24 protein-coding genes are annotated in these 21,181 nt (G+C 72.0%); 16 read left to right on the top strand and 8 right to left on the bottom strand.

All coding sequences use genetic code 11. The annotated features are described in order from the left end of the window. Nucleotides 1-18 precede the first annotated feature (18 nt). Nucleotides 19-642 (top strand): LysE family transporter, encoded by a 624-nt coding sequence (locus ABEB12_RS15530; RefSeq protein ID WP_185064144.1) that lies wholly within the window; start codon nt 19-21, stop codon nt 640-642. Here the strand turns inward: ABEB12_RS15530 and ABEB12_RS15525 are convergent. Beyond that, nucleotides 639-947: a 2Fe-2S iron-sulfur cluster-binding protein gene (locus ABEB12_RS15525; protein WP_185064143.1), complete on the bottom strand. Its 309-nt coding sequence runs from the start codon at nt 945-947 to the stop codon at nt 639-641. The genes ABEB12_RS15530 and ABEB12_RS15525 overlap by 4 nt on opposite strands. A 195-nt stretch (nt 948-1,142) precedes the next feature. Between ABEB12_RS15525 and ABEB12_RS15520 the strand changes: the two genes are divergently transcribed. Then, on the top strand, nt 1,143-1,793 hold the full coding sequence (locus ABEB12_RS15520) for a TetR family transcriptional regulator (protein ID WP_185064142.1): 651 nt from the start codon (nt 1,143-1,145) through the stop codon (nt 1,791-1,793). A 32-nt stretch (nt 1,794-1,825) separates the two neighbouring features. Here the strand turns inward: ABEB12_RS15520 and ABEB12_RS15515 are convergent, their stop codons facing one another. Genes ABEB12_RS15515 through ABEB12_RS15505 form a run of 3 tightly spaced genes read right to left on the bottom strand, consistent with a single transcriptional unit; the run spans nt 1,826 to nt 3,182 of the window. After that, a complete protein-coding gene (locus ABEB12_RS15515; protein WP_185064141.1) occupies nt 1,826-2,008 on the bottom strand; it encodes an alpha/beta fold hydrolase in 183 nt (60 codons plus the stop codon). Then, nucleotides 2,002-2,691 (bottom strand): alpha/beta fold hydrolase, encoded by a 690-nt coding sequence (locus ABEB12_RS15510; RefSeq protein WP_345702837.1) that lies wholly within the window; start codon nt 2,689-2,691, stop codon nt 2,002-2,004. The genes ABEB12_RS15515 and ABEB12_RS15510 overlap by 7 nt, the downstream gene beginning before the upstream one ends. Next, nucleotides 2,688-3,182, bottom strand: a complete 495-nt coding sequence (locus ABEB12_RS15505; protein WP_185064140.1) for a nuclear transport factor 2 family protein — start codon at nt 3,180-3,182, stop codon at nt 2,688-2,690. The genes ABEB12_RS15510 and ABEB12_RS15505 overlap by 4 nt, the downstream gene beginning before the upstream one ends. A gap of 65 nt (nt 3,183-3,247) precedes the next feature. On the opposite strand from ABEB12_RS15505, the gene ABEB12_RS15500 reads away from it, so the two are divergent. After that, nucleotides 3,248-3,868 carry a TetR family transcriptional regulator gene (locus ABEB12_RS15500; RefSeq protein WP_185064139.1) on the top strand — a complete coding sequence of 207 codons (621 nt, stop codon included), beginning with the start codon at nt 3,248-3,250 and terminating at the stop codon, nt 3,866-3,868. Between the two features lie 81 nt (nt 3,869-3,949). Here ABEB12_RS15500 and ABEB12_RS15495 read toward each other — a convergent pair whose 3' ends face one another. Next, the gene (locus tag ABEB12_RS15495) at nt 3,950-4,519 is read right to left on the bottom strand and encodes an SbtR family transcriptional regulator (RefSeq protein ID WP_185064138.1); all 570 of its coding nucleotides are present in this window, start codon (nt 4,517-4,519) and stop codon (nt 3,950-3,952) included. A 111-nt stretch (nt 4,520-4,630) separates the two neighbouring features. On the opposite strand from ABEB12_RS15495, the gene ABEB12_RS15490 reads away from it, so the two are divergent. The 7 genes from ABEB12_RS15490 (at nt 4,631) to ABEB12_RS15460 (ending at nt 11,344) form a co-directional block, all read left to right on the top strand. After that, entirely contained in the window at nt 4,631-5,572 is a 942-nt protein-coding gene (locus ABEB12_RS15490) for an SDR family NAD(P)-dependent oxidoreductase (protein ID WP_221498497.1), read from the top strand. Between the two features lie 107 nt (nt 5,573-5,679). Further along, the gene (gene sigJ, locus ABEB12_RS15485) at nt 5,680-6,636 is read left to right on the top strand and encodes an RNA polymerase sigma factor SigJ (protein ID WP_185064137.1); all 957 of its coding nucleotides are present in this window, start codon (nt 5,680-5,682) and stop codon (nt 6,634-6,636) included. Further along, nucleotides 6,629-7,807 carry an FAD-dependent oxidoreductase gene (locus ABEB12_RS15480; protein WP_185064136.1) on the top strand — a complete coding sequence of 393 codons (1,179 nt, stop codon included), beginning with the start codon at nt 6,629-6,631 and terminating at the stop codon, nt 7,805-7,807. The genes sigJ and ABEB12_RS15480 overlap by 8 nt, the downstream gene beginning before the upstream one ends. Before the next feature lie 408 nt (nt 7,808-8,215). After that, nucleotides 8,216-9,100: an alpha/beta fold hydrolase gene (locus ABEB12_RS15475; RefSeq protein WP_185064135.1), complete on the top strand. Its 885-nt coding sequence runs from the start codon at nt 8,216-8,218 to the stop codon at nt 9,098-9,100. A 1-nt stretch (nt 9,101) separates the two neighbouring features. Then, a complete protein-coding gene (locus ABEB12_RS15470) occupies nt 9,102-9,710 on the top strand; it encodes a TetR family transcriptional regulator (protein WP_185064134.1) in 609 nt (202 codons plus the stop codon). 45 nt (nt 9,711-9,755) lie between these two features. Beyond that, nucleotides 9,756-10,397 carry a TetR family transcriptional regulator gene (locus ABEB12_RS15465; RefSeq protein WP_185064133.1) on the top strand — a complete coding sequence of 214 codons (642 nt, stop codon included), beginning with the start codon at nt 9,756-9,758 and terminating at the stop codon, nt 10,395-10,397. Further along, nucleotides 10,397-11,344 carry an SDR family NAD(P)-dependent oxidoreductase gene (locus ABEB12_RS15460; protein ID WP_221498496.1) on the top strand — a complete coding sequence of 316 codons (948 nt, stop codon included), beginning with the start codon at nt 10,397-10,399 and terminating at the stop codon, nt 11,342-11,344. The genes ABEB12_RS15465 and ABEB12_RS15460 overlap by 1 nt, the downstream gene beginning before the upstream one ends. Here ABEB12_RS15460 and ABEB12_RS15455 read toward each other — a convergent pair. Continuing rightward, complete coding sequence (locus ABEB12_RS15455) at nt 11,298-11,633, bottom strand: hypothetical protein (protein WP_185064131.1); 336 nt, start codon at nt 11,631-11,633, stop codon at nt 11,298-11,300. The genes ABEB12_RS15460 and ABEB12_RS15455 overlap by 47 nt on opposite strands. 35 nt (nt 11,634-11,668) lie before the next feature. Continuing rightward, complete coding sequence (locus ABEB12_RS15450; RefSeq protein ID WP_345702836.1) at nt 11,669-12,325, bottom strand: TetR/AcrR family transcriptional regulator; 657 nt, start codon at nt 12,323-12,325, stop codon at nt 11,669-11,671. Between the two features lie 428 nt (nt 12,326-12,753). On the opposite strand from ABEB12_RS15450, the gene ABEB12_RS15445 reads away from it, so the two are divergent. From ABEB12_RS15445 to ABEB12_RS15420, 6 genes are all read left to right on the top strand, one after another. Further along, nucleotides 12,754-13,446 carry a response regulator gene (locus tag ABEB12_RS15445; protein ID WP_185064129.1) on the top strand — a complete coding sequence of 231 codons (693 nt, stop codon included), beginning with the start codon at nt 12,754-12,756 and terminating at the stop codon, nt 13,444-13,446. Between the two features lie 5 nt (nt 13,447-13,451). Continuing rightward, nucleotides 13,452-14,744 carry an ATP-binding protein gene (locus tag ABEB12_RS15440; protein WP_185064128.1) on the top strand — a complete coding sequence of 431 codons (1,293 nt, stop codon included), beginning with the start codon at nt 13,452-13,454 and terminating at the stop codon, nt 14,742-14,744. Between the two features lie 121 nt (nt 14,745-14,865). Continuing rightward, nucleotides 14,866-15,345, top strand: coding sequence for a L,D-transpeptidase family protein (locus ABEB12_RS15435; RefSeq protein WP_185064127.1), 480 nt, complete (start codon nt 14,866-14,868; stop codon nt 15,343-15,345). A gap of 50 nt (nt 15,346-15,395) precedes the next feature. After that, the gene (locus ABEB12_RS15430) at nt 15,396-16,244 is read left to right on the top strand and encodes a mycofactocin-coupled SDR family oxidoreductase (protein ID WP_185064126.1); all 849 of its coding nucleotides are present in this window, start codon (nt 15,396-15,398) and stop codon (nt 16,242-16,244) included. Then, complete coding sequence (locus ABEB12_RS15425) at nt 16,241-17,173, top strand: AAA family ATPase (protein ID WP_185064125.1); 933 nt, start codon at nt 16,241-16,243, stop codon at nt 17,171-17,173. Before ABEB12_RS15430 ends, ABEB12_RS15425 begins: the two co-directional genes overlap by 4 nt. A gap of 114 nt (nt 17,174-17,287) precedes the next feature. Next, nucleotides 17,288-18,166, top strand: coding sequence for a VWA domain-containing protein (locus ABEB12_RS15420; protein WP_185064124.1), 879 nt, complete (start codon nt 17,288-17,290; stop codon nt 18,164-18,166). Nucleotides 18,167-18,628: 462 nt separating this feature from the next. Here ABEB12_RS15420 and ABEB12_RS15415 read toward each other — a convergent pair whose 3' ends face one another. Next, nucleotides 18,629-21,097 (bottom strand): hypothetical protein, encoded by a 2,469-nt coding sequence (locus ABEB12_RS15415; RefSeq protein ID WP_185064123.1) that lies wholly within the window; start codon nt 21,095-21,097, stop codon nt 18,629-18,631. Between the last annotated feature and the right edge of the window lie 84 nt (nt 21,098-21,181).

The following is a 21,181-nucleotide window of genomic DNA, read 5'->3' as shown; positions in this document are numbered from 1 at the left end:
CCGATTACCCTGGCTAACGTGATTGCCCCCTCCACCGCCGCACTGTTCCTACTGGTCGTGCTGGCCGGCGCGATGACGCCGGGCCCCGACTTCGTGATGGTCACCCGCAGCGCCCTGCTCGGCGGGCGCCGCGCGGGCATGGCGTGCGCGCTCGGCATCACCTGCGGGGTGTTCCTCTGGGTGGTGGCCATCGCGCTGGGAGTGGCCGCGCTGCTGGCCGCTTCGGCGGTGGCGTTCACGGTGGTGAAGCTGGCCGGCGCGGCCTATCTGGTGGTACTGGGCGTGCGCGCCTGGTTGGCGGTGCGCCGCAACGGCTACGCCGAACTGGACACCCTGGCGCCGCCGGAGGTGTCCGCCACGCGCGCCTTCCGGAACGGGTTGCTGTGCAACCTGCTCAACCCCAAGGTGGCGATGTTCTTCCTGGCCCTGCTGCCGCAGTTCCTGCCGCACTCGGCGAGCACCCTGGCCACGCTCTCACTGGCCGCGGTCGGCGCGGTGGCCAGCGTGGTGTGGTGGATGACGGTCGCCGTGGTGGTCGGCTCACTGCGCCGCTTCTTCGCCGCGCCCCGAGTGCGCCGCGCACTGGACGGCATCATGGGCACCCTCCTCCTCACCCTGGGCCTGCGCGTCGCGATCAGCTAACGGACGCCGCGTTTGAACAGGGTTACCGGGCCGGTGATGCGCAGCTGGCAGGCCAGCCGGGCGGTGTCGTCCTTGCCCTTGCCGACGAAGTCCAGGCGGAACCGCTCCTCGCGCTTCATCTCGCTGGTGTGCTCGGCACCCTCCAGCACCCGCACGAAGCAGACACCGCACATCGCCTCGCCGCCGCACACGTTCGGCCAGCGCAGGTTCAGCCGCTGCGCGGCGCGCATCACCGGCTCGCCCTCGGGCACGGTGAACTCCACGCCGGCGGGCTGCACCTGTACCAGGTGCTCCGCTGCCGTCATGCCGGACAACGTACGCGACCGTTCGGGGACCGCTCAGGGCACATGACCATACATTTACCTTAAACTGTTAGGTCAGTCTGGCCGGGGCGCCTCGGACCACACCCGGGCAAGCAAGCGCCGGTAGCTAGTCAAATGCGCTTAACGCAATTCGGTATTAAGATTTGTCCGGCGCGGGCGTTGCTGCATACTTCTGGCATGCCGCGTACCACACCCGCGACGTTGAGCCGTCGGATGATCGTCGACACCGCACTCCAGCTGATGGATACCGACGGGTACGCGGCTTTCAGCATGCCCAAGCTCGGCGACGTGCTCGGCATTCGCACGCCCTCGCTCTACCACCACTTTCGGGACCGCGCGGAGATCATGGCGGAGGTCGCGCGCCGGGTCGTACGGGAAACCCAACTACCCGAACGGCGGTCCGGTGACCACTGGACCGAGTACTTTGTAGAACTCTCTACCAACTTCCGGGCCACCATTCTCCGGCACCGAAATGCCGCGCCCGTACTGGTGCAGTTCCTGCCCCGGGACATCATGACGTCGCTGTACGAGACGGCCGCCGTACTGCTCAACGAAGTCGCCGAGCTGCCGAAATCGCAGCACGTACTCATCATCGACGGCTTGGAACGGCTCACCATCGGCTCGGCCCTTGTTGAATCGAGCCTAGAATCGGGCGCCGCGCCCGGGTCGGCCCGCTCCGCATTCCCGAACGTGGACGCCGAGCGGCAGCCCCATCTGGCCGAGGCGGTGCGCTCCAACGAGCGGGACGCCGAGCAGCTGTTCATCGCCTCGGTACGGGCCTTCCTGGCCGGCGCCACGAACGGCACCCCGGCGCTGCGCGCCCCGTGAGTGGCGAGTGTCGCTATCGCGTTACTCGCCACTCACGGGCGGCGTAGCCGCAGGAACGCCCGCACCAGCTCGGCGAACTCCGCCGGCTGGTCCTCCGGGATGAACGTCCGGCAGTCCGGCACGATGCGCAGCTCGCCGTTCGGCACCTCCCGGGCCAGCCGGCGGCCGTTTCGGCGGGCGAACCACAGGTCACCCTCCGCCCAGAGGATCAGCACCGGCGGGGGAAGGTGGCCAGCCCGCGCGCGGCCGCCCGGGTGTGCCGGGGCGCGCAGCCCCGGAAGAACTTGATCAAGTCTCGGCGGATGCCGGCGTCCCGCAGCGGTTCCTGGTAGGAGCGCAGCACCTCGGGCGGGGTGCCGTGCTTGACGATCGAGGCAAAGAACGGGCGGTGTACCAGCGGGGAAAGCCAGGCGCGGCTCATCAGCTCGCCCGCCCCGGGCAGGAAGCACAGCAGGCGCAGCGGCTTGAGGTAGCGCGGCGGCAGCTGGCCGTAGGTGTCGCAGGCGCTCAGCACCAGCCGGTCCACCCGGTCCGGGTGGGCCGCCGCGACCATCTGGCCGACCGCGCCGCCGGAGTCGTTGGTCACCAGGGTGACCCGGTCCAGCCCGAGCGCGTCCAGGAAGTCCACCACCAGCCGGGCCATTCCGGGCGGGGCGAGGTCGGCATCCGGGCGCATCGGCAGCCGGTGCGAGCCCTTGGGCAGGTCCGGCACGATGCACCGGTAGTCGGCGGCCAGCCGGGGCACCACGCCGCGCCACAGGTCCCCGTTGGCCAGCCCGCCGTGCAGGAACACCAGCGGCCGCCCGCTCCCCCGCTCCCGGTAGCGCAGCGGGCCGGCCGGCAGCTCCACCTCCCGGTACTCGCCGAGGCCGGCGATCAGCTCGGCGACCTCGGTCACCGGGACCAGACCCCGAACCGCCGCTGGGCACGCAGCATGTCCAGCGCGGTGCGCGGGTAGGCCAGGGCCAGCCGCAGCCGGGCCACCAGTGAGCTCGAGGGGTGCACGGACAGGTAGTTGTACAGCTGGTGGTCGTGCACCAGGCCGTCCGCGTCGAACCGCCAGACCTCGATGCCCCGCGAGTCTCCCCGGCCGTTCAACCGGGCGGTCCAGGTGTTCACGATCACCCCGTCGCCGGCCGCCACCACCTTCTTCGCCACGAACAGCCGGTGCGCGTCCATTCCGGCGAAGATCGCCTGCCAGGCGCGACGGATCTGCTCCCGGCCCTGGTACACCTCCACCGCGCCGTCATTGATCACCTCGGACCGGGCGCGCTCGGCGAACACCGTGGCCACGGCGTCGGCGTCGCGCTCGTTGGTGATCCGCTCGGCGTCCGCGACGAACGTGGCCGCGTCGGGCATGACCGATGATTTCCGCGCTCTGGTCGCCATAGCCTGTGAACATACATGCAGTATGTATGTGAGAGCAAGAGTGGGTGGAGGTTAGAGTGCGCGCCGTGGACAGCAGCGAGGGCCAGGCCGGACAGCAGCGCCGCACCCAGGCGGAGCGGTCCGAGGCGACCCGTCTGCTACTGGTCAACACCGGCCGCCGGCTGTTCACCGAGCAGGGTTTCGCCGGCACCTCCACCGAGGCCCTGGTGCGGGAGGCCGGGGTGACCCGGGGCGCCCTCTACCACCACTACAACGGCAAGCGTGAGCTGTTCCAGGCCGTGTTCGAGCAGGTGGAACGGGAGATCGTCGAGCAGGTGGTGGCCGCCGTCGCCGGTGCCGCCGACGACTTCGAGCGGGCCTGGCGGATCGGCATCGAGGCCTTCCTGGACGGCTGCATGGACCCGGCCGCGCAGCGCATCGTGCTGCTGGACGCGCCATCCGTGCTCGGCTGGGACAAGTGGCGGGAGATCGACAGCGCCTACTTCCTGGGCCTGATCGTGGCGCTGTTCGAGCAGGGCATGGCGGCCGGCGTGTTCGCCCGGCGACCCGCCCAGCCGATCGCCCAGATGGCGATGGGCGCGCTCACCGAGGCGGCGCTGTCCATCGCGCGCGCCCCCGACGTGGCCGCCGCCCGCGCCGAGTTCGGCGCGGCCGCCATGCACCTGATCGAGGGCCTGAAGAGCTAGTCAGCGCGGAACGCGCTCATCGAGCGGGCGCCCAGTTAGGCGCACGCGGGAGACACCAGCGGAACGCGCTTGCCGAGCGGGCTAGCGCCGGCGGAGGCCGGCCATCAGCAGGTCCAGCAGCCGGCCGGCCTGTTCGCGCTGCTCCGGTTCGCCGGCGGCCAGGGTCACCCCGCTCAGCCCGGTGAGCACGTCGCCCGGCGGCACGTCGGAGCGCATCGTGCCGGCGGCCGTCCCCGCGTCCATCAGCTCGGTGACCGCCGCGACCAGCCGCTGCCGGCTCTCGGCGAACGGGTTCCCGCCGGACGCGATCACCGCGCGCAGCGCGTCGGCCATGCCGCGCTTGGTGGACATGTACGCCACGAACCGGTCCATCCAGGCCCGCATCGCCTCGTCCGGCGGCAGCTCCCGCCGCAGTTCCTGGGCCGCGTCACAGAGCCGGATCAGCTCGCTCCGGTAGGCCGCCTCGACCAGCGCCTCCCGGGTCGGGAAGTGCCGGTACAGCGTGCCGATGCCGACGCCCGCCTCCCGGGCGATCGCCTCGAGGGTGGCCTCCGGCCCGTCCTGGGAGAACGCGCGCACGGCGACCTCCAGCAGCCGGTCACGGTTGCGCCGCGCGTCCGCGCGCAGCGGCCGCTCGCCTGTGGCGGACAAGACACCTCCCCGGTCGGACGACGGTGTAGCAATCGGAGGCTCCTCCGGTTATCTTCGGAAGAAGAACCGGAGGCACCTCCGATTCATTATCCCTCACCAAGCGGAGAAATCATGACTCGCATCCTTACCCCGTTCGGCGCGGCGTCCACCGCGGCCGAGGTGGTGGCCGGAGTCGACCTCACCGGCCGGCGCATCGTGGTGACCGGCGGCGCGTCCGGCATCGGGGTGGAGACCGCGCGCGCCCTGGCCGGGGCCGGCGCCGAGGTGACCCTGGCCGTGCGGGACCTGGCCGCCGGCGAGCGCACCGCGGCCGAGATCGCCGGCGCCGGGCCGGTCCGGGTGGCCCACCTGGACCTGGCCGACCAGGCCTCGGTGGCCGCGTTCGTCGCCGGCTGGACCGGCCCGCTGCACGTACTGGTGAACAACGCCGGCGTGATGGCCGCCCCCGAGACCCGCACCCCGGAGGGTTGGGAGCTGCAGTTCGCCACCAACCACCTCGGCCACTTCGCACTGACCACCGGGCTGTACCCGGCGCTGCGCGAGGCGGCCGCCGCCACCGGTGGCGCCCGGATCGTGTCGGTCAGCTCCAGCGGGCACCTGCGCTCGCCGGTGGTGTTCGAGGACATCCACTTCGAACGGCGCGCCTACGAGCCGTGGTCGGCCTACGGCCAGTCCAAGACCGCGAACGCGCTGCTCGCCGTCGAGGCCACCCGGCGCTGGGCCGACGACGGCATCACGGCCAACGCGCTGATGCCCGGCGGCATCCGCACCCGGCTGCAGCGGCACGTCTCCGAGGAGGAGCTCGAGGCCATGCGCGCCCGGCTGGCCAACCGGCTCACCTGGAAGAACCCGGAGCAGGGCGCGGCCACCTCGGTGCTGCTGGCCGTCTCACCGCTGCTGGACGGCATCGGCGGGCGCTACTTCGAGGACTGCAACGAGGCGGAGCCCACCGAGTCGAACAGCGCGCGCGGCGTGGCCGCCTATGCGCTGGACCCGGAGGCCGCCGAGCGCCTGTGGCAGGTCTCCGAGGAAACCCTCGCCGTGCTCAGGTAGCGCGGAACGCGCTTGCCGAGCGTGCGCCCAGTTCGGCGCACGCGGGAGATACAGGGGCGTGCGTCACACCCCCTCACAAGCGGAGGCGGTAACTCGTCATAGGTGACATGGACGAGGAGCGGCGGCTGCTTAGCGGTGTGGCGTACCGGATGCTCGGTTCGATGGCGGACGCGGAGGACGCGGTCCAGGAGACCTACCTGCGCTGGCACCGGCTGGAGGCGGCCGAACGGGCGGCCATCCGCTCGCCGAGGGCCTGGAAGGTGCGGGTGACCAGCCGGATCTGCCTGGACCACCTGGGCTCCGCGCGGGCCCGGCGGGAGCGGTACTCCGGCGTCTGGCTGCCCGAACCGGTGCCCGGAACCCCGGGTCCGGACGGGCTGGACCTCGGCGGACCACTCGGCGGGGCAGTCGGCGGATCACTCGGTGGGGGGCTGGCCGGGTCCGAGCAGGCCGACCCGGCGGACCGGGTGAGCATGGACGAGTCGGTGAGCATGGCGCTGCTGGTGCTGCTGGAGACCATCACGCCGGCCGAACGGGTCGCGTTCGTGCTGCACGACGTGTTCGGCCTGCCGTTCGCCGAGATCGCGGAGACGGTCGGCCGCACCCCGGAGGCCTGCCGGGCGCTGGCCAGTTCGGCGCGCCGGCGGATCCGGGGCGGGGCCGCGCCGGCGCACCGGGCGGCCGCCGCGAAGGGCGAGCACGCGCGGGTGGTCGAGGCGTTCCTGCGCGCCTGCGCCGGCGGGGACCTGGCCACGCTGACCGCCGTGCTGGCCCCGGACGTGGTGGTCACCTCGGACGGCGGCGGCAAGGGGCGCGCGGCGCTGCGCCCGATCACCGGTGTCGACCACGTGGCCCGGTTCATGCTCGGCCTGGCCGACATCTACGCCGGCTCGCGGATCACCGTGGCCGACGTCAACGGCCGGCCCGGCATCGTGATGTGGCGCGACGACCAGGTCACCGCGGTGACCGGGGTGGACGTCGAGGACGGCCGGATCAGCCACATGTGGATCGTCACCAACCCGGACAAGCTCAGCCACTGGCAGCAGGGAGGCCGCGATGAATAGCACCGAAATCACCGTGATCGGGGGCGGGGTGGCCGGGCTGACCGCCGCGATCACCTGCGCGGAGGCCGGCGCCAAGGTGACGCTGCACGAGGCACACGCCACCCTGGGCGGGCGCGGCCGGGCCACCCCCGCGCCGTACGTGGCGCACGAGGGCGCACACGTCTTCTACGCCGACGGGCCGCACTGGTCCTGGCTGACCGAGCGCAAACTGGTCGGCAAGCTGGGCTACCCCGGACCGCGCGGGCCGCGCCGGTTCGGCTTCCGCCGGGACGGCGAGCTCCGCCTCGGCGTACCCGCCGGCATGCTGAAAATGATCATGCACGGGCGCCGCCCGGCGCCGGTGGACCGGGACTTCGGCTCCTGGGCGACCGAGCACTACGGCGAGGTCGCGGCGCGGGCGGCGGCCAATGCGATCAGCGTGGCCACCTACGCCGCCGACACGCACCGGCTGTCCGCCGCGTTCGTCTGGGGCCTGTTCCACCGGGTGTTCGCGCCCAAGCCGCCGGCGGTGCGCTGGGTGGTCGGCGGCTGGGCGGCGGTGCTGGCCAACATGGCCGCGCGGGCCCGCGAGCTGGGCGTGCGGATCGAGCTCGGTTCCCGGGTCACCGAGCTGCCCACCGGCGGCCCGGTGGTTGTGGCCACCGAGCTGGCCTCGGCCCGGGCGCTGCTGCGCGACGACTCCCTGCGCTGGCGCAGCGGGCACTGCGTGCTGCTCGACCTGGCCGTGCGCCACTCGCACAAGGACGCGTTCATCGTGTTCGACCTGGACGAGGGCGGGTTCCACGAGTGCTACAGCGCGCAGGACCGGACGGTCGCGCCGGCCGGCGAGTCGCTGTTCCAGCTGGACCTGCCGGTCACCGAGGGCGAGTCCAACGCGGCGGCGCACGCCCGCCTGGAACGCTTCGCCGACCTCGCCGTCCCCGGCTGGCGCGACCGCCTCACCTGGCACCGCACCGCCACCGCCCGCGGCCGCACCGGCGCGCTCGACCTACCCGGCCAGACCTGGCGCGACCGCCCCGCCATCGCCCGGGGCGACGGCATCTTCCTGGCCGGCGACATGGTCGCCGCCCCCGGCATGCGCGGCGAAATAGCCATGAACAGCGCCCTACTAGCCGCCCAAGCCGCGATTCAGTCACTCCAGCACGGTGATTCAGTGACTTCAGCACAGTGATTCAGTGACTTCAGCACGGTGGTTCAGTGACTTCAGCACGGTGATTCAGTGACGCCTGGCGGCCGGGGGTCCACGGGTGGTGCTGTTCAGAGATCGTTTGGGCGGCACCGGTTGCCGGCGCGCCGGCTCGGGCACGGCCCGTTGCGCCGGAGTGTTGTCGCCCCCGAACGGCTACCGTCTGTAGCGCTTTAAAGGTTGCCGGCCGTGATCACGCTTGTCCGGCCGCCGATCGCCAGATGCGACCGAACCACCGTGCTGAAGTCACCGAACCACTGTGCTGAAGTCACCGAACCACCGTGCTGGAGTGACTGAACCACCGTGCTCGAGTGACTGAACCATCCTGATGACGTGAACGAATCAGAATCAGTTGACGCTGGACGTTATGTGTCTCATTGATATGATCAGCGAATGGTCAGCCAGCCCCAAGAGGTCAACTTCACCGGCGCCGGAGTGCGCATCGCGGCGCACCGCTGGGACCCGGCACCGGACGGACCGCGGCACGGCGTGGCGCTGCTGCTGCACGGCGGCGGGCAGACCCGGCACTCCTGGCAGCGCACCGGCCAGCGGCTGGCCGAGCACGGCTGGGTGGCCGTCGCGCCGGACTGCCGAGGCCACGGGGACACCGACTGGTCCCCGGACGGCGACTACTCGCTGCACCTGATGGTGGACGACCTGCGCGCGGTGACCACCGCGATGGGTGAGCGGCCGGTCCTGGTCGGCGCGTCCATGGGCGGCATCACCGCACTGCTCGCACAGGGCGCTGACCCGCTGTTCGCCCGGGCGCTGGTACTGGTGGACGTCACGCCGACCATGGAGCCGGACGGCACCGAGGAGATCGCCCGGTTCATGCTCTCCGGGATGGACGGGTTCGCCTCGCTGGAGGAGGCGGCCGAGGCGGTCGTCGCGTACAACCCGCACCGGCAGCGCCCACCCCACCCGGACGGGCTGCGCAAGAACCTGCGTCACCGGGACGGCCGCTGGTACTGGCACTGGGACCCCCGGTTCCTCACCTCGCACGGACTGGACGACGACCGGCACGAGATGCTCACCGAGACGCTGGCCCAGACCGCGCGGGCGGCCGCGCGGTCGGTGGACATCCCCACCCTGCTGGTGCGCGGCGCGCAGTCCCGGGTGGTCAGCCCGGAAGGCGCGCGGGAGCTGCGGGAGCTGATCCCCAGCGCGCAGCGCTACGACGTCTCCGACGCCGGGCACATGGTGGCCGGGGACGACAACGACGTGTTCTGCGCCGGAGTGCTGGACTTCCTGCGCACCGACGTGCTCCGGGAGAACTGACATGCCGGCCAGGCGCGGCGCACGCCCGCTGCCGGCGGACGCCGCCGAGGCCCGCGCCCACTTGCGCAAGGTCGCCGAGCAGATTTTCGAACGCTACGGCGTGCACCGGGTCACGATGGACGAGATCGCGGCGGCGGCGGGGATCTCCCGCCCCACCCTGTACCGGTACTTCGGCGACCGGGACTCGCTGATCAAGAGCATCGTGGAGCATCGCTCGGACAAGCTGGTCGGCCGGGTGCACCAGATGCTGGAACAGCACGACGAGCTGGCCGAGAAGCTGGTCGCGGGGTTGCTGTACATCGCCGACGCCGGCCACTCCGACCAGTTCATCCTGGACCTGTTGCACACGGCCAGCGAACAGTTCACCAACACGCTGATGCGGCCGGAGGGCACCGCGACCGCGTTCGCCGAGACGGTCTGGGCACCGGTGTTCAAGCGGGCCGCCGACGCCGGCACGCTGCCCGCCGACTTCGACGAGCGCAAGGCCTACCGCTGGCTGATCTCGATGAACTTCGTACTGCTCGGCTGGCCGGACTACGCCGAGCTGTCCGAGGAGTACAAGCGGGACATGCTGCGCCGGTTCGTGGTACCCGCCTTCGTGCGCGGGTGAGCTCGCGCGTTGCGTTAAGTATGTATCGATCCTTACAATTCAGTCGTGACCACCAGCCGGAAGCAGGCGCGGGGCGACCGCTCCCGCGAGCTGATCCTGGACACCGCCGAGCGACTGATGGCCGGCCGCGGCTACTCCGGCACGGCGATGTCCGCGATCTGCCGGGAGACCGGGCTGCCCGCCACCTCCATCTACTGGCACTTCGGCAGCAAACAGGGGCTGCTCGCGGCGGTGATGGAACGCGGCGCGCGGCGCTGGTTCGCCGCCCTGCCGGACTGGGACGACACCTCGGATGAGACCGCGGAGGAGCAGGCCGCACGGCTGACCGAGCGGGGCGCGGACGCGTTGACCGAGCAGCCGGCCTTCCTGCGGCTGTTCTACCTGCTGGCCCTGGACAGCGCGGACGACCTGGACGCCGCCGCGCTGGTCCGCCGGGTCCGGGACACCGCCAACCAGCGGTTTCGCCGGGTGATCGAGGAGATGCTGGCCGCGGAGCACCCGCCGGAGGTGGCCGGGCCGGCCGCCGAGGAGCTGGCCCGGTTCGCCGTGGCCTGTTCGGACGGCTGCTTCTTCGCCGTGGCGCTGGAGCCGGGAGAGACCGACGCCCGGCGGATGTTCGCCGACCTCTTCCTCGCGGTGCGGGCGCTCGCGCCGGCCGCGATCCACCGAGCCCGACGGGAGACGTGATGAGCCAGACCGTCCTGATCACCGGCGCGACCGGGGGCCTCGGCCTCCGGGCCGCGCTGGCCGTGGCGGCCGCCGAGCAGGGTTGGCACCTGGTGGTCACCGGGCGCGGCCCGGGCCTGGCCGAAACGCGGGAGCGGCTGGCCGAGCGGGCGCCGTGCACGGCGCTGCCGCTGGACCTGGCCGAGCTGGCCGGGGTGCGGCGGTTCGCCGACGACCTCACCCGGCGGCTGGCCGACGGCGAGCTGCCCCCGCTGCGCGCGGTGGTGGCCAACGCGGGGGTGCAGGAGCTCGGCCTGTGCTTCACCCCGGATGGCCTGGAAACCACCTTCGCGGTGAACCACCTGGCGCACTTCCTGCTGGTCAACCACCTGCTGCCGAGCCTGGTCGAGCCGGCGCGGATCGTACTGGTGGCCAGCGACACCCACGACCCGAAGCGGATGACCGGCATGCCGGCGCCCCGGTTCACCGACCCGGAGACGCTGGCCCGGCCGGCGGACACCGACGAGGAGCGCACGCCCTCGGCCGGCCGCCGCCGCTACACGACGTCGAAGCTGTGCAACGTGCTGACCGCCTACGAGCTGGCCCGCCGGCTCGAGGACACGCGGGTCACGGTGAACGCGTTCGACCCGGGGCTGATGCCGGGCACCGGGCTGGCCCGGCGGTACCGGGGCGTGCGGGCCTTCGCGTGGCGCTACCTGATGCCGGCGCTCATCGCGGTGCCGGGGCTGAACACGCACACCCCCGCGCGGTCCGGCGCCGCCCTGGCCCGGCTGGTCACCGACCCGGAACTGGCCGGGGTGACCGGCGCGTACTTCTCCAACGGCCGGCGGACCCGTTCCTCGGAGGAGTCCTACGACACCGGGAAGGCGGCCGAGCTGTGGGAGGGCAGCGAGCGGCTGCTCACTCCCGGGGGTCGATGCCCTGGAGACGAAGCGCGTCGTCGGTGAAGAACTCGCAGCCGCTCTTGATCCGGCCCTGCTCGCAGTTGGTCTTGTAGGTCTTCTCGGACTCGGTCAGGGAACGCATGCCGGGCGAGGGCGGGCGGGTCACGCTAGGGGTCACCGGCGGGATGAACGGCGCGGTGGACGGCGCCGCCGACGGCGTGGCGCTGCCGGTGGACTGGCTGGACCCGGGCGTGGAGCCGCTGCCGCGGCCGCAGGCGGCCAAGCCGAAGACCCCGACCACCCCGATCACGCCGGTGAGCAGGCACATCGAGCCGGCACGCAGAATCCGCACGGCCGCCACCCTAACCGTTGGACGGCGAGGGACTCTCAGCTGGCCGGCCGGGGCTGGACGATCGGGAGCAACACCTCGTCGACCAGCTCCTCGATCTCCTGGTGCGTCATCACCGCGCCGTTGAGCAGCATGTGCTGGCGCAGCAGCACCGGGCCGACCCCGGCAATCATCGGGGTGAGCGCCTCCGGCCGCACGTCGCCGCGCACCGCGCCGAGCCGCAGGATCTCGGCCATCGCCTCGCGCGGGGTGTCGTGCTGCTGCTTGTGGAAGGCCGCGAGCAGCTCGGGGTTCCGGATGACCTCCAGGAACATGCCGCGCACCGCCTCGGCCTGCGGCCCGGCCATCGCCTCGGCGAACCGGTCCAGCTGGGCGATCAGGTCGGCCCGCAGGTCACCGCTGTCGGGCACCGGGGTGATCTCCGGCGCGACGTGCCGGACCGCCTCGACGACCAGCTCCACCCGGCTGGGCCAGCGCCGGTACAGCGAGCCCTTGCTGGCCTTGGCCCGCGCGGCCACCCGGTCCATGGTGAGCTCGGCGTAGCCCACCTCGGTCAGCTCGTCCAGGGTGGCCTGGTAGATCGCCTCGTGCAGCGCCTGGCCCCGCCGCCGAGGGCGGCGGCGGAAGTCGCCGGCCGAGCGAGCCTCGGGATTCGCCGAAACTCGCTTGACAGCCTTCTGCTGTTCGAGCGCCACGCCGTCGATTCTAGGCCACATGGCGCTCGCTTTGGTCACGGAACGCCACTTTGAGAACCAGAAGACTCGTAAATGTGACGAGTTGTACTTTAACGAGACCGAGTCCACCGCACCGTGGAGGAGCAGGCCCTGCCGGCGGCCGTGCCGTCCGGCCGGCAGCGGCCGGCGGCTGGGTGGTCTGCCGCCGCGCGACCGCACTTCATGGTCAAGTCGCAGGCAGAGACGTTTCCGACCGGCAAAAGGTCTCTCACCGCTACCTGACCATGAAAACCCCGCCGACGGAAACCCGACGGGGCCGCACCCAAGCGGCGGCAGACCACCCAGCCGCGCCCTCCAAGCCGATCTTTAAACCGCCTCGTCCGGTCGGTCGGACGGGCAGCCGCCCCCGCTCTCCGGATAGGTCGGGACGGAACCTCTAAGCTGCCCCAATGTCCCGGCTGCTGGTGGTGGAGGACGACGAGACGATCGGCAGCGTGCTGGAGTCCAGCCTGGTCGCGCACGGCCACGAGGTCGTCTGGCGACGCACCGGCAAGGGCGCACTGGCCGAGGCGGCGGCCTCGGAGTTCAACCTGGTGCTGCTGGACCTCGGGCTGCCCGACCTGGACGGCGTGGAGGTGTGCCGCCAGCTTCGCACCCGGCAGCCGTCGACCGTGCTGGTCATCCTGACCGCGCGCACCGACGAGATGGACGTGGTGATCGGCCTGGAGGCCGGCGCCGACGACTACCTGACCAAGCCGCCCCGGCTGGGCGAGCTGCTCGCCCGGATCCGCGCGCACCTGCGCCGGGCCGGCCCGGGCGTCCCGGACGCGGAACCGTCGCGGATCGGCGACCTGCTGGTGGACACGGCCAGCCGGCGGGTCACCGTGGCCGGGCGGGAGCTGTCGCTGCGGGCCAAGGAGTTCGACCTGCTGGCCCGGCTGGCCGCCACACCGGGGGTCGCGGTCAGCCGGCAGACGCTGATGTCCGAGGTGTGGGACGAGCACTGGTACGGCCCGACCAAGACGCTGGACGTGCACGTCGCGGCGCTGCGCCGGCGGCTGGGCGAGATGGCCGGGTTCGGCGAGCTGCCGGCCATAGTGACCCTGCGCGGGCACGGCTACCGGCTCGAACCCCCGAGCTGACCCCCGTGCGCACCAGGATCATCGGGCTGGCGGCGCTGGTCTCGGCGCTGGCCATCGGGCTGTTCGGGCTGCCCCTGGCGCTGGGCATCGCCCAGTACGCCCAACTGGACGAGGAGTCCAAGCTGCTGCGGGTGGCGGACGCCACCGCGATCGCGGTGTCCGGCGAGCTGAACGACGGCGACGTGCCCTCGGACATCCCGGAAGCCAGGGACAACACCTCGCTGACCGTCTACGACACGCACGGCAACCGCGTCACCGGGGACGGGCCGCGCGGCGACCCGCTGGTCCGCGAGGCCCTGAGCGGCTCGCCGGCCACCGGCACCAACGGCACCGACCTGGTGGTCGCGGTGGCGGTCACCCACGAGACGGACGTGATCGGCGCGGTGCGCGCGGCCAGCCCGCGAGCCGTCGTCTACCGGCAGGTCGCGGTGGCCTGGCTGGCCATCGCCACGCTGGCGCTGATCGCGCTGGCCGTGGCGTACCTGCTGGCCCGGCGGGCGGCCCGGCGGCTGGCCAGCCCGCTGGAGGAGCTGTCCGGCACGGCGCGCCGGCTGGGCGAGGGCGACTTCAGCGTGCGGATCGACCCGGTCGGCATCGCGGAGATCGACGCGGTCGGCCAGGCGCTGAACCGCACCGCCAGCCGGCTGGACGGCATGCTGGCCCGCGAGCGGGCCTTCTCGGCCGACGCCTCGCACCAGCTGCGCACCCCGCTCACCGGGCTGCGGCTGCGCCTGGAGGCCGCGTTGGACCGGCCGGACCAGGACCTGGCCGGCGCCCGGGACACCATCGGCTCGGCGATCAACGACGTGGACCGGCTGGAGCAGACGATCACCGAGCTGCTCGCCCTGGCCCGCGACACCCGCAACACCAGCACCAGTCCGCTGGACCTGGCGACCGTGCTGGACGAGCTGCGGCGGGGCTGGACCGATCGCCTGGCCGTGCGGGGGCGCGCGTTCCAGGTGCGGGTGGAGCCGTCGCTGCCGGACGCCATGGCGTCCACGTCGGCGGTCCGCCAGGTGCTCACCGTGCTGCTGGACAACGCGGCCACGCACGGTGCGGGCGCGGTCACGGTGACCGTCCGGGACGCGGCCGAGGCGCTGGCCATCGACGTGTCCGACGAGGGGGCCGGGGTCACGCTGCCGGAGTCCGAGCTGTTCACCCGCCGGTCCGAGCGGGCCACCGGGCACGGCATCGGCCTGGCGCTGGCCCGCAGCCTGGCCGAGGCGGAGGGCGGCCGGCTCACCCTCAGCCGCGCCACCCCGCCCAGCTTCACCCTGCTGGTCCCCCTCAGGCGCTGAGCCGATTTTGCCGTCGGCTTACCCGCGGCGGGACGTCAGCTAATTCCTGGGTACGTAGCGTCGGCCGGGTCCGAGATCGAGGGTGGCGCGGGGACACCCCACGAGTCCGCGAGGAGTCGACTTGGTTGGTCCGCCGCGCGCATTTCCCCTGGCCGTGCTCGCCGTCGCCGTTCTCGGCACGGGCAACGCGCACGCCCAACCGGCGCCGCCCACCCCCGCACTGATCGCCGGCACGCCGTGCGCCACCGGCTACAAGGCCTGCGTGAGCCTGGGTGACCAGCGCGCCTGGCTGACCGACGGCGCCAAGGTGGTCAGCGGGCCGATCGACGTCATCAGTGGCGGCCCCGGCCAGGAGACGCCGTCGGGAAACTTCGCCGTGGAGTGGAAGAACAAGGACCACAAGAGCGGCGAGCACAAGACCCCGGAGGGGCTGCCCTCGCCGATGCCGTTCGCGGTGTTCTTCGCCGCCGGCGGGATCGCCTTCCACGAGGGCACCATGGACCGCCCCTCGGCCGGCTGTGTGCGGCTGCCGAGGGCCGAGGCGGAGAAGTACTTCAACATCCTGCAGGTCGGCGACAAGGTCCAGGTCATCGGCGGCTGACCACGGAAGTGCACTCCCCCATGGTTGGGCGTCCCACTAATGTCACCCGCATGGGACGAGTAGAGGGCAAAGTCGCCCTGATCACCGGGGCGGCACGTGGCCAGGGGCGGGCGCACGCGATACGCCTCGCCGAGGAGGGCGCGGACATCGTCGCGGTGGACGCGTGCACCGACTTCGCCACCTCGCCGGTCGGCGGCGCCACCGAGGAGGACCTGGCGCAGACCGCCAAGGCGGTCGAGGACCAGGACCGGCGGATCCTCACCCGGCGGGCCGACGTGCGGGACTCCGCCGCGCTGGACCGGGTCGTGGCGGACGCGGTCGCCGAGTTCGGCGGGATCGACATCGTGTGCGCGAACGCCGGCATCGCCAGCTTCGGCCCGGCCTGGGAGCTGTCCGAGGACACCTGGCAGGAAATGATCGACATCAACCTGACCGGCGTGTGGAAGACCGCGAAGGCGGTCATCCCGCACCTGATCGAGCGCGGCCGGGGCGGTTCGATCATCATCACCAGCTCGATGGCCGGCCTGGTCGCCTACCCCAACCTGGCCCATTACGTCTCGGCGAAGCACGGCCTGGTCGGCCTGATGCGCGGCCTGGCCGTTGAACTGGCATCCCACCGGATCAGGGTGAACAGCATCCACCCCACCACGGTGGACACCCCGATGATCGACAACGCGCCGATCCGCGAGCTGTTCCTGCCCGGGGTGGAGAACCCCACCAAGGAAGCCGCCAGCGAGCTGATGAAGGCGATGAACGCGCTGCCGGTGCCGTGGGTGGAGTCGGTGGACATCAGCAACGCGGTGCTCTACCTGGCCTCCGACGAGGCCCGCTACATCACCGGCGTCACGCTGCCGGTGGACGCCGGCGCCGCGGCGCCCTACAAGATTCCGCACGCATGACGGAGCTCGCGACGCGGCGGGGCGAGCTGGCCGGGCTCGTGGTCGGCCGGGAGCGCGAGCTGGATCTCATCCTGGCGGCCGTGGTGGCCGGCCGGGACCTGCTCCTGGAGGGGCCGCCGGGCACTTCCAAGAGCACCATCCTGCGCGCGATCACCGGCTGCTGGGGCGTTCCGCTGCACTTCGTGGAGGGCAACGCGGAGCTCACCCCGGCCAAGCTGGTCGGCCACCACAACCCGGCGCGGGTACTGCGCGAGGACTACAGCGCGGACAACTTCGTGCCCGGCCCGCTGGTCGCGGCCATGCGCGAGGGCGGGTTCCTGTACGTCGAGGAGTTCAACCGGGCACCCGAGGACACGCTGAACACGCTGCTCACCGCGATGGCCGAGCGCGAGGTCAACGTGCCCAGGGTGGGCCGGATCCACGCGTCCGACAGCTTCCGGCTGGTCGCCTCGATGAACCCGTTCGACGCGATCGGCACCACCCGGATCAGCCAGGCGGTCTACGACCGGATGTGCCGGCTGGCGGTGGGTTACCAGTCGGTGGAGGAGGACCGCAGCATCGTCACGCTGCGCACCTCGTGCGAGAACGAGCGGCTGGTCGCCGATGCCGTGGCGATCACCCGCTCCACCCGGGAGCACCCGGACGTGCGGCACGGGTCCAGCGTGCGCGGCGCGATCGACCTGGTCGCGGTGGCCGCGCCCCTGACCGAGATCCGCGCCGGCCGCAACGGTCTGAGTCCCGAGGACGCCTACCGGGCGGTGGTGCTGGACGCGGCGCTGCTCTCCCTGTCCGGCCGGATCACCGTGGACGAGGCCGTCGAGGCGACTCCCGAGCAGGTCATCCGCGAGCTGTGGGAGCAGCACTTCGTGCTCGCGCCCCGGCGGGCGGCGCCCGGCGCGCACACCATCCAGGTGCCCGAACCGACTTGACTGGCCGGGCGCCCTTCGGAGCATCGGAAACCCGCCCGCGCCCCGCTGCGCCGCAAGCCCAAGACCCTCGACGAGTCGCCGCTGGTGTTCCGCCCCGGCGCGGGCGGTCCGGTGATGGAGAGCACCGGCTCGGACCGGGGCGCGGCGGGGCCGGGTGAGAAGACGCCCGGGCAGGCCTGGGTGGCCACGTCGGAGCAGGGCGAGCGGCACACCCTGGACGAGGTGCGCGAGGACGGCGTGGCCAGCGCCGAGGTGCGCGCGCTGGCCCGGCGGATCGCCGCCCGGCTGGCCACTCCGAGCCGGGCCCGGGACCGGGCGGACGCGGTCACCGGCGGCACCGGCCAGCTGACCACGGTGCCCTACCGGTACAACTCCGACGACATCGACCTGGACCGCACGCTGGAGATGCTCACCGAGCGGCCCATCCCCGAGGACACCGACATCCTGGTACGGGAGCGCGTACGGCAGCCCCGCGCGGTGCTCCTGATGATCGACGTCTCCGGCTCCATGCGCGGCGAGAAGACCCGGATCGCGGCGGCCACGGTCGGCGCGCTGGCCGGTGCGCTGGCCACCTCGTCCGGGCAGGACGAGCTGGCCGTGGTCGCGTTCTGGAAGAACGCGGCCGTGGTGCGCGCGATGGGCCCGGCCACCGGCGGAGCCCGGCTGCTGGACGATCTGCTGAGCATCCCGGCCAAGGGCCTGACCAACGTCGAGTTCGCGCTGCGCACCGGGCTGGTCCAGTTGGGCGCCGCGCGAGCCCGCCGCCGACACGCCATCCTGCTCTCCGACGCGGTACACAACGCCGGCCCCGACCCTCGCGATGCCGCCGCACGTTTTCCCGACCTCGCACCGCTGCACGTGCTGCTGGAGACCGACGGGGAGCACGATGCTGATCTCGGTGCCCAGTTGGCCCGGCTGGGCGGGGGTCGGTTGGCCCGCATCCGCAACCACCGGGATGTGCCGCCCGCGTTGAACCGGGCATTGAACGGTTAGCACCCGCCGGTTTGCGGCGGTGCCGGTTTTAAAGACGGCTTGGACAGCCGCGGTTGGGTTGGTCTGCCGTGGCTTGGGTGCCGGCCGTTGCGTTTTGCTTGGGCGGGCCGGCGACGTCCCTTGCGCCACTTCTGTTTCACGACCGGTACGCCTTGGGGGTTGCTCCAAGATCAAACCCCTATGCGGTTCCCCTCGTGCAACCAGAGTTACGGATGGTACGGCACCGGTGGTCAGTTCATGGTCATCAGGACATGGCGGCTGCTTTTGGCGTGGCCGGGCGACCCTGGTGTCCTGTTGATCATGTAGTCCATGATCATCATGCAACCAGCGCGATTCCGGCGGCCGAAAACAACCGTGAGTGCCTGTTGATCACGAAACGCACCGGCCGGCACCCAAGCCGCGGCAGACCAACCCAACCGCGGCCGTCCAAGCCGTCTTTAGAACCGGCACCGACGCAAACCGTCACCCCTTCGGCTTCGGGTTGGCCTCGTTCGGCGGGAACCGCAGCGCCGGCAGGTCCGAAAGCGGCGCCTGCGGCGCGTTCCCCGACTCCGCCGGCAGCGGGCCGCCCTTGGGCGGGGCCACCCCGGACAGCGGGTCGATCGGGTCGTACGGAGCACCAGCCGGGCCGGAACCGTCGAAGTGCTCCGTGCGGTCGCAGCCGCGCAAGGTCACCGCGAGCGGGCCGTTGGTTTTCGCGTGCAACCGTGCGGAGCAGCTCACGCCGGCTCGGTCCGGGTCGATGGTCACCGCGTCGATGTCGGTGGCCTTGATCTCCAGCTCGTCCCGCTCCTCGGCGTGCACCGGATCAGCCAGGTGGCGGTATTCGCGCACATAGGGGTTGACCGGCATGATCGAGCCGTCGGCCAGGCCGGGCTCGGTGCGCTTGGCCGGAACCGGGGCGTCGGCCAGGCCGCGGCCGTGGGAGACCACGTCGATGGTGCCGGTCCGGCGGCCCCGGCTGGAGATCTCGGACAGCCAGTAGGCGTGGTCGCCGACCAGGCCGGAGGCCGGGTCGTCCATCAGCGGGTTGCGCACGTAGGTGACGTGGTGCGGGTTGAGCGTGCGCTTGCCGTCGCCCATCCACTTCGTGGCCAGGCCCCACATGCCGTTCTTGCACATGGCCAGGTGCTCGGCGGAGTAGCCGGCCCAGCTGAGGAACTCGTAGTCGTAGCCACCGGCCGCGTAGGCCCGGCCGCGCTCGCTGGTGATGTTGTACGGGATGAAGTCGTCGTTCAGCCCGGACCACTCCATCACCGGTTGGTTGCGCCGGCTGGGCAGCAGCGGGGTCAGCTTGGAACCCGGCTCGTGCTTGGTCAGCGTGTCCACCGCCAGCTTGCCCACCACCAGGGTGTCGGCCAGGCCGTTCAGCCCGGGGAAGGACGGCGCGACGTCCAGGCCGTCGCAGATGAACGCCCGCCCGAACACGTCCGGGAAGGTCAGCGAGATCTTGTTGGCCATGTAGGCGCCGCTGGAGAAGCCGCCCATCGCGGTGCGGTCCGGGTCCAGGTCGTAGTGCCGGCGGGCGTCGGCCAGGGCCTCGAAGATGGCCGCGCCGGCCTGCCCGTAGCCCCACTCGTCGTTGCCCCGGGCGTCCACGTCGATCACCATCGTCGGGTTCCCCGGCCGGTGCGCGAACTGCTGGTACAGGTCCTTCGGCCCGGCCACGTCGTCGCCCGGGCGCAGCGCGTAGCCGTTGGTCCACACCAGCGAGGCGTAACCGTGCTCGGGAGCCGGCGCCTCCGGCACGTAGACCTGGTAGCGCTGCAGCCGGCCGGGGAGGTCCGGCACGCAGTCGTCCCGGCAGGGCCAGCCGAACTGCAGGCTGAACCGGCCCTTCTGCCCGGAACCCGAGCCCATCTGCATGCCGCCCTGCTGGGTGCCCGAACCGGGCGGCGGGCCGCCGGGGTCGCTGGGCAGCCGCCGGCCCTGGGCCTTCTCGAACCGGCTGGCGAACAGCCGGGTGACGTAGCCCTTGTCGGGGATGGCGCTGTCGTCGCGCTCGCCCCGGTCCAGCTTGCCGAAGTCCACGTCGGCGGAGAACGGGCTGAGGTCCCCGTGCGCGATCGCCTTGCGCTGGTCGTTGTTGCGGTACGGCGCCTCGAACGGTTCGTGGAAGCGGAACGCCGCGTCGAAGAACGCCGACGGCTGCGCGTCACCGAGCACCGCGCCGCCCGGGTGGGTGCGGTCGGCGTTGGTGCGGGGCACCAGGTAGTGGTCGGTACCCCGGTCCCACAGCCCGGCGGCCGCCGCGATCCGCTCGTGGCCGCCCGGCTTCCAGGCCGAGTGCGGCACCCGGATCTCCACCTGCCGGCGGTTTCGGTCCACGTCGACCTCGGGCCGCTCGGGGCGTTTCGCGCCGTCGTTCACGTCCACGATGTCGCCCGTGGTGCCGTGCACGGTGACGAACCGGGCGGCCGGCATCACGGTGTTGGCCCCGTGCGGCACGGCTTGCGGCTTCTCGCTGTCGCCCAGCGCGAGGGTCAGCCCGTACAGCTCCGGGTCGGTCATCGTGTTCAGGGTGACCCGGAACGCGGTGGCGTCGGCCAGCGGGCGCACCCGCACCTCCACGATGTCCGCCGCGTTGCGCCGGTAGGCCGGGTCCTCCGGGTAGGTGTAGTTGCGCAGCAGCGTGTCCAGCGGCCAGCGGTACTGGTTGCCGCCGCCCTCGTCGTCGTACACGCAGCCCTGGTGCACGTACTCGCCGTCGCGGTAGGCGCTGGAGTGGCAGACGCCGATCGGCCGGGCCTTCCACACGCCGGTGTTCTCCAGCTGCGGCGCGCTCGCCGGGTCGGCGTACAGCAGCGCGGGTCCCGCCTTGGGCCCGCCGTGTTCCGCCGACTCCGCCATCGCCGGCCCCAACGTCGCGCACACCGTCGCGGCCACCGTTCCGGACAGCGCGAGTATGCCGAGCCTGCTCCACCAGTTCACGCGAAACCTCGCCCTCGAGATTTATAGCGATTTCAGGCCGTTCGCCTGTTTTTCGTTGTAACGAGGGCTGGCCAGGGAAGGAAT

Origin of the sequence: Actinospineispora eucalypti (assembly GCF_039543365.1) — a bacterium.
Lineage (GTDB): Bacteria > Actinomycetota > Actinomycetes > Mycobacteriales > Pseudonocardiaceae > Pseudonocardia > Pseudonocardia eucalypti.
Note: the sequence above shows the minus strand (reverse complement) of the source record. Positions and strands in the feature narration are given on the sequence as shown.

Excerpts from the sequence above, each read along its gene's own strand:
- ABEB12_RS15525 (WP_185064143.1), bottom strand. The coding sequence starts at position 947 with ATGACGGCAGCGGAGCACCTGGTACAGGTGCAGCCCGCCGGCGTGGAG.
- ABEB12_RS15445 (WP_185064129.1), top strand. The coding sequence starts at position 12,754 with ATGTCCCGGCTGCTGGTGGTGGAGGACGACGAGACGATCGGCAGCGTG.
- sigJ (WP_185064137.1), top strand. The coding sequence starts at position 5,680 with ATGGACGAGGAGCGGCGGCTGCTTAGCGGTGTGGCGTACCGGATGCTC.
- ABEB12_RS15520 (WP_185064142.1), top strand. The coding sequence starts at position 1,143 with ATGCCGCGTACCACACCCGCGACGTTGAGCCGTCGGATGATCGTCGAC.
- ABEB12_RS15470 (WP_185064134.1), top strand. The coding sequence starts at position 9,102 with ATGCCGGCCAGGCGCGGCGCACGCCCGCTGCCGGCGGACGCCGCCGAG.
- ABEB12_RS15460 (WP_221498496.1), top strand. The coding sequence starts at position 10,397 with ATGAGCCAGACCGTCCTGATCACCGGCGCGACCGGGGGCCTCGGCCTC.
- ABEB12_RS15430 (WP_185064126.1), top strand. The coding sequence starts at position 15,396 with ATGGGACGAGTAGAGGGCAAAGTCGCCCTGATCACCGGGGCGGCACGT.
- ABEB12_RS15480 (WP_185064136.1), top strand. The coding sequence starts at position 6,629 with ATGAATAGCACCGAAATCACCGTGATCGGGGGCGGGGTGGCCGGGCTG.
- ABEB12_RS15425 (WP_185064125.1), top strand. The coding sequence starts at position 16,241 with ATGACGGAGCTCGCGACGCGGCGGGGCGAGCTGGCCGGGCTCGTGGTC.
- ABEB12_RS15420 (WP_185064124.1), top strand. The coding sequence starts at position 17,288 with ATGGAGAGCACCGGCTCGGACCGGGGCGCGGCGGGGCCGGGTGAGAAG.
- ABEB12_RS15490 (WP_221498497.1), top strand. The coding sequence starts at position 4,631 with ATGACTCGCATCCTTACCCCGTTCGGCGCGGCGTCCACCGCGGCCGAG.
- ABEB12_RS15505 (WP_185064140.1), bottom strand. The coding sequence starts at position 3,182 with ATGGCGACCAGAGCGCGGAAATCATCGGTCATGCCCGACGCGGCCACG.
- ABEB12_RS15475 (WP_185064135.1), top strand. The coding sequence starts at position 8,216 with ATGGTCAGCCAGCCCCAAGAGGTCAACTTCACCGGCGCCGGAGTGCGC.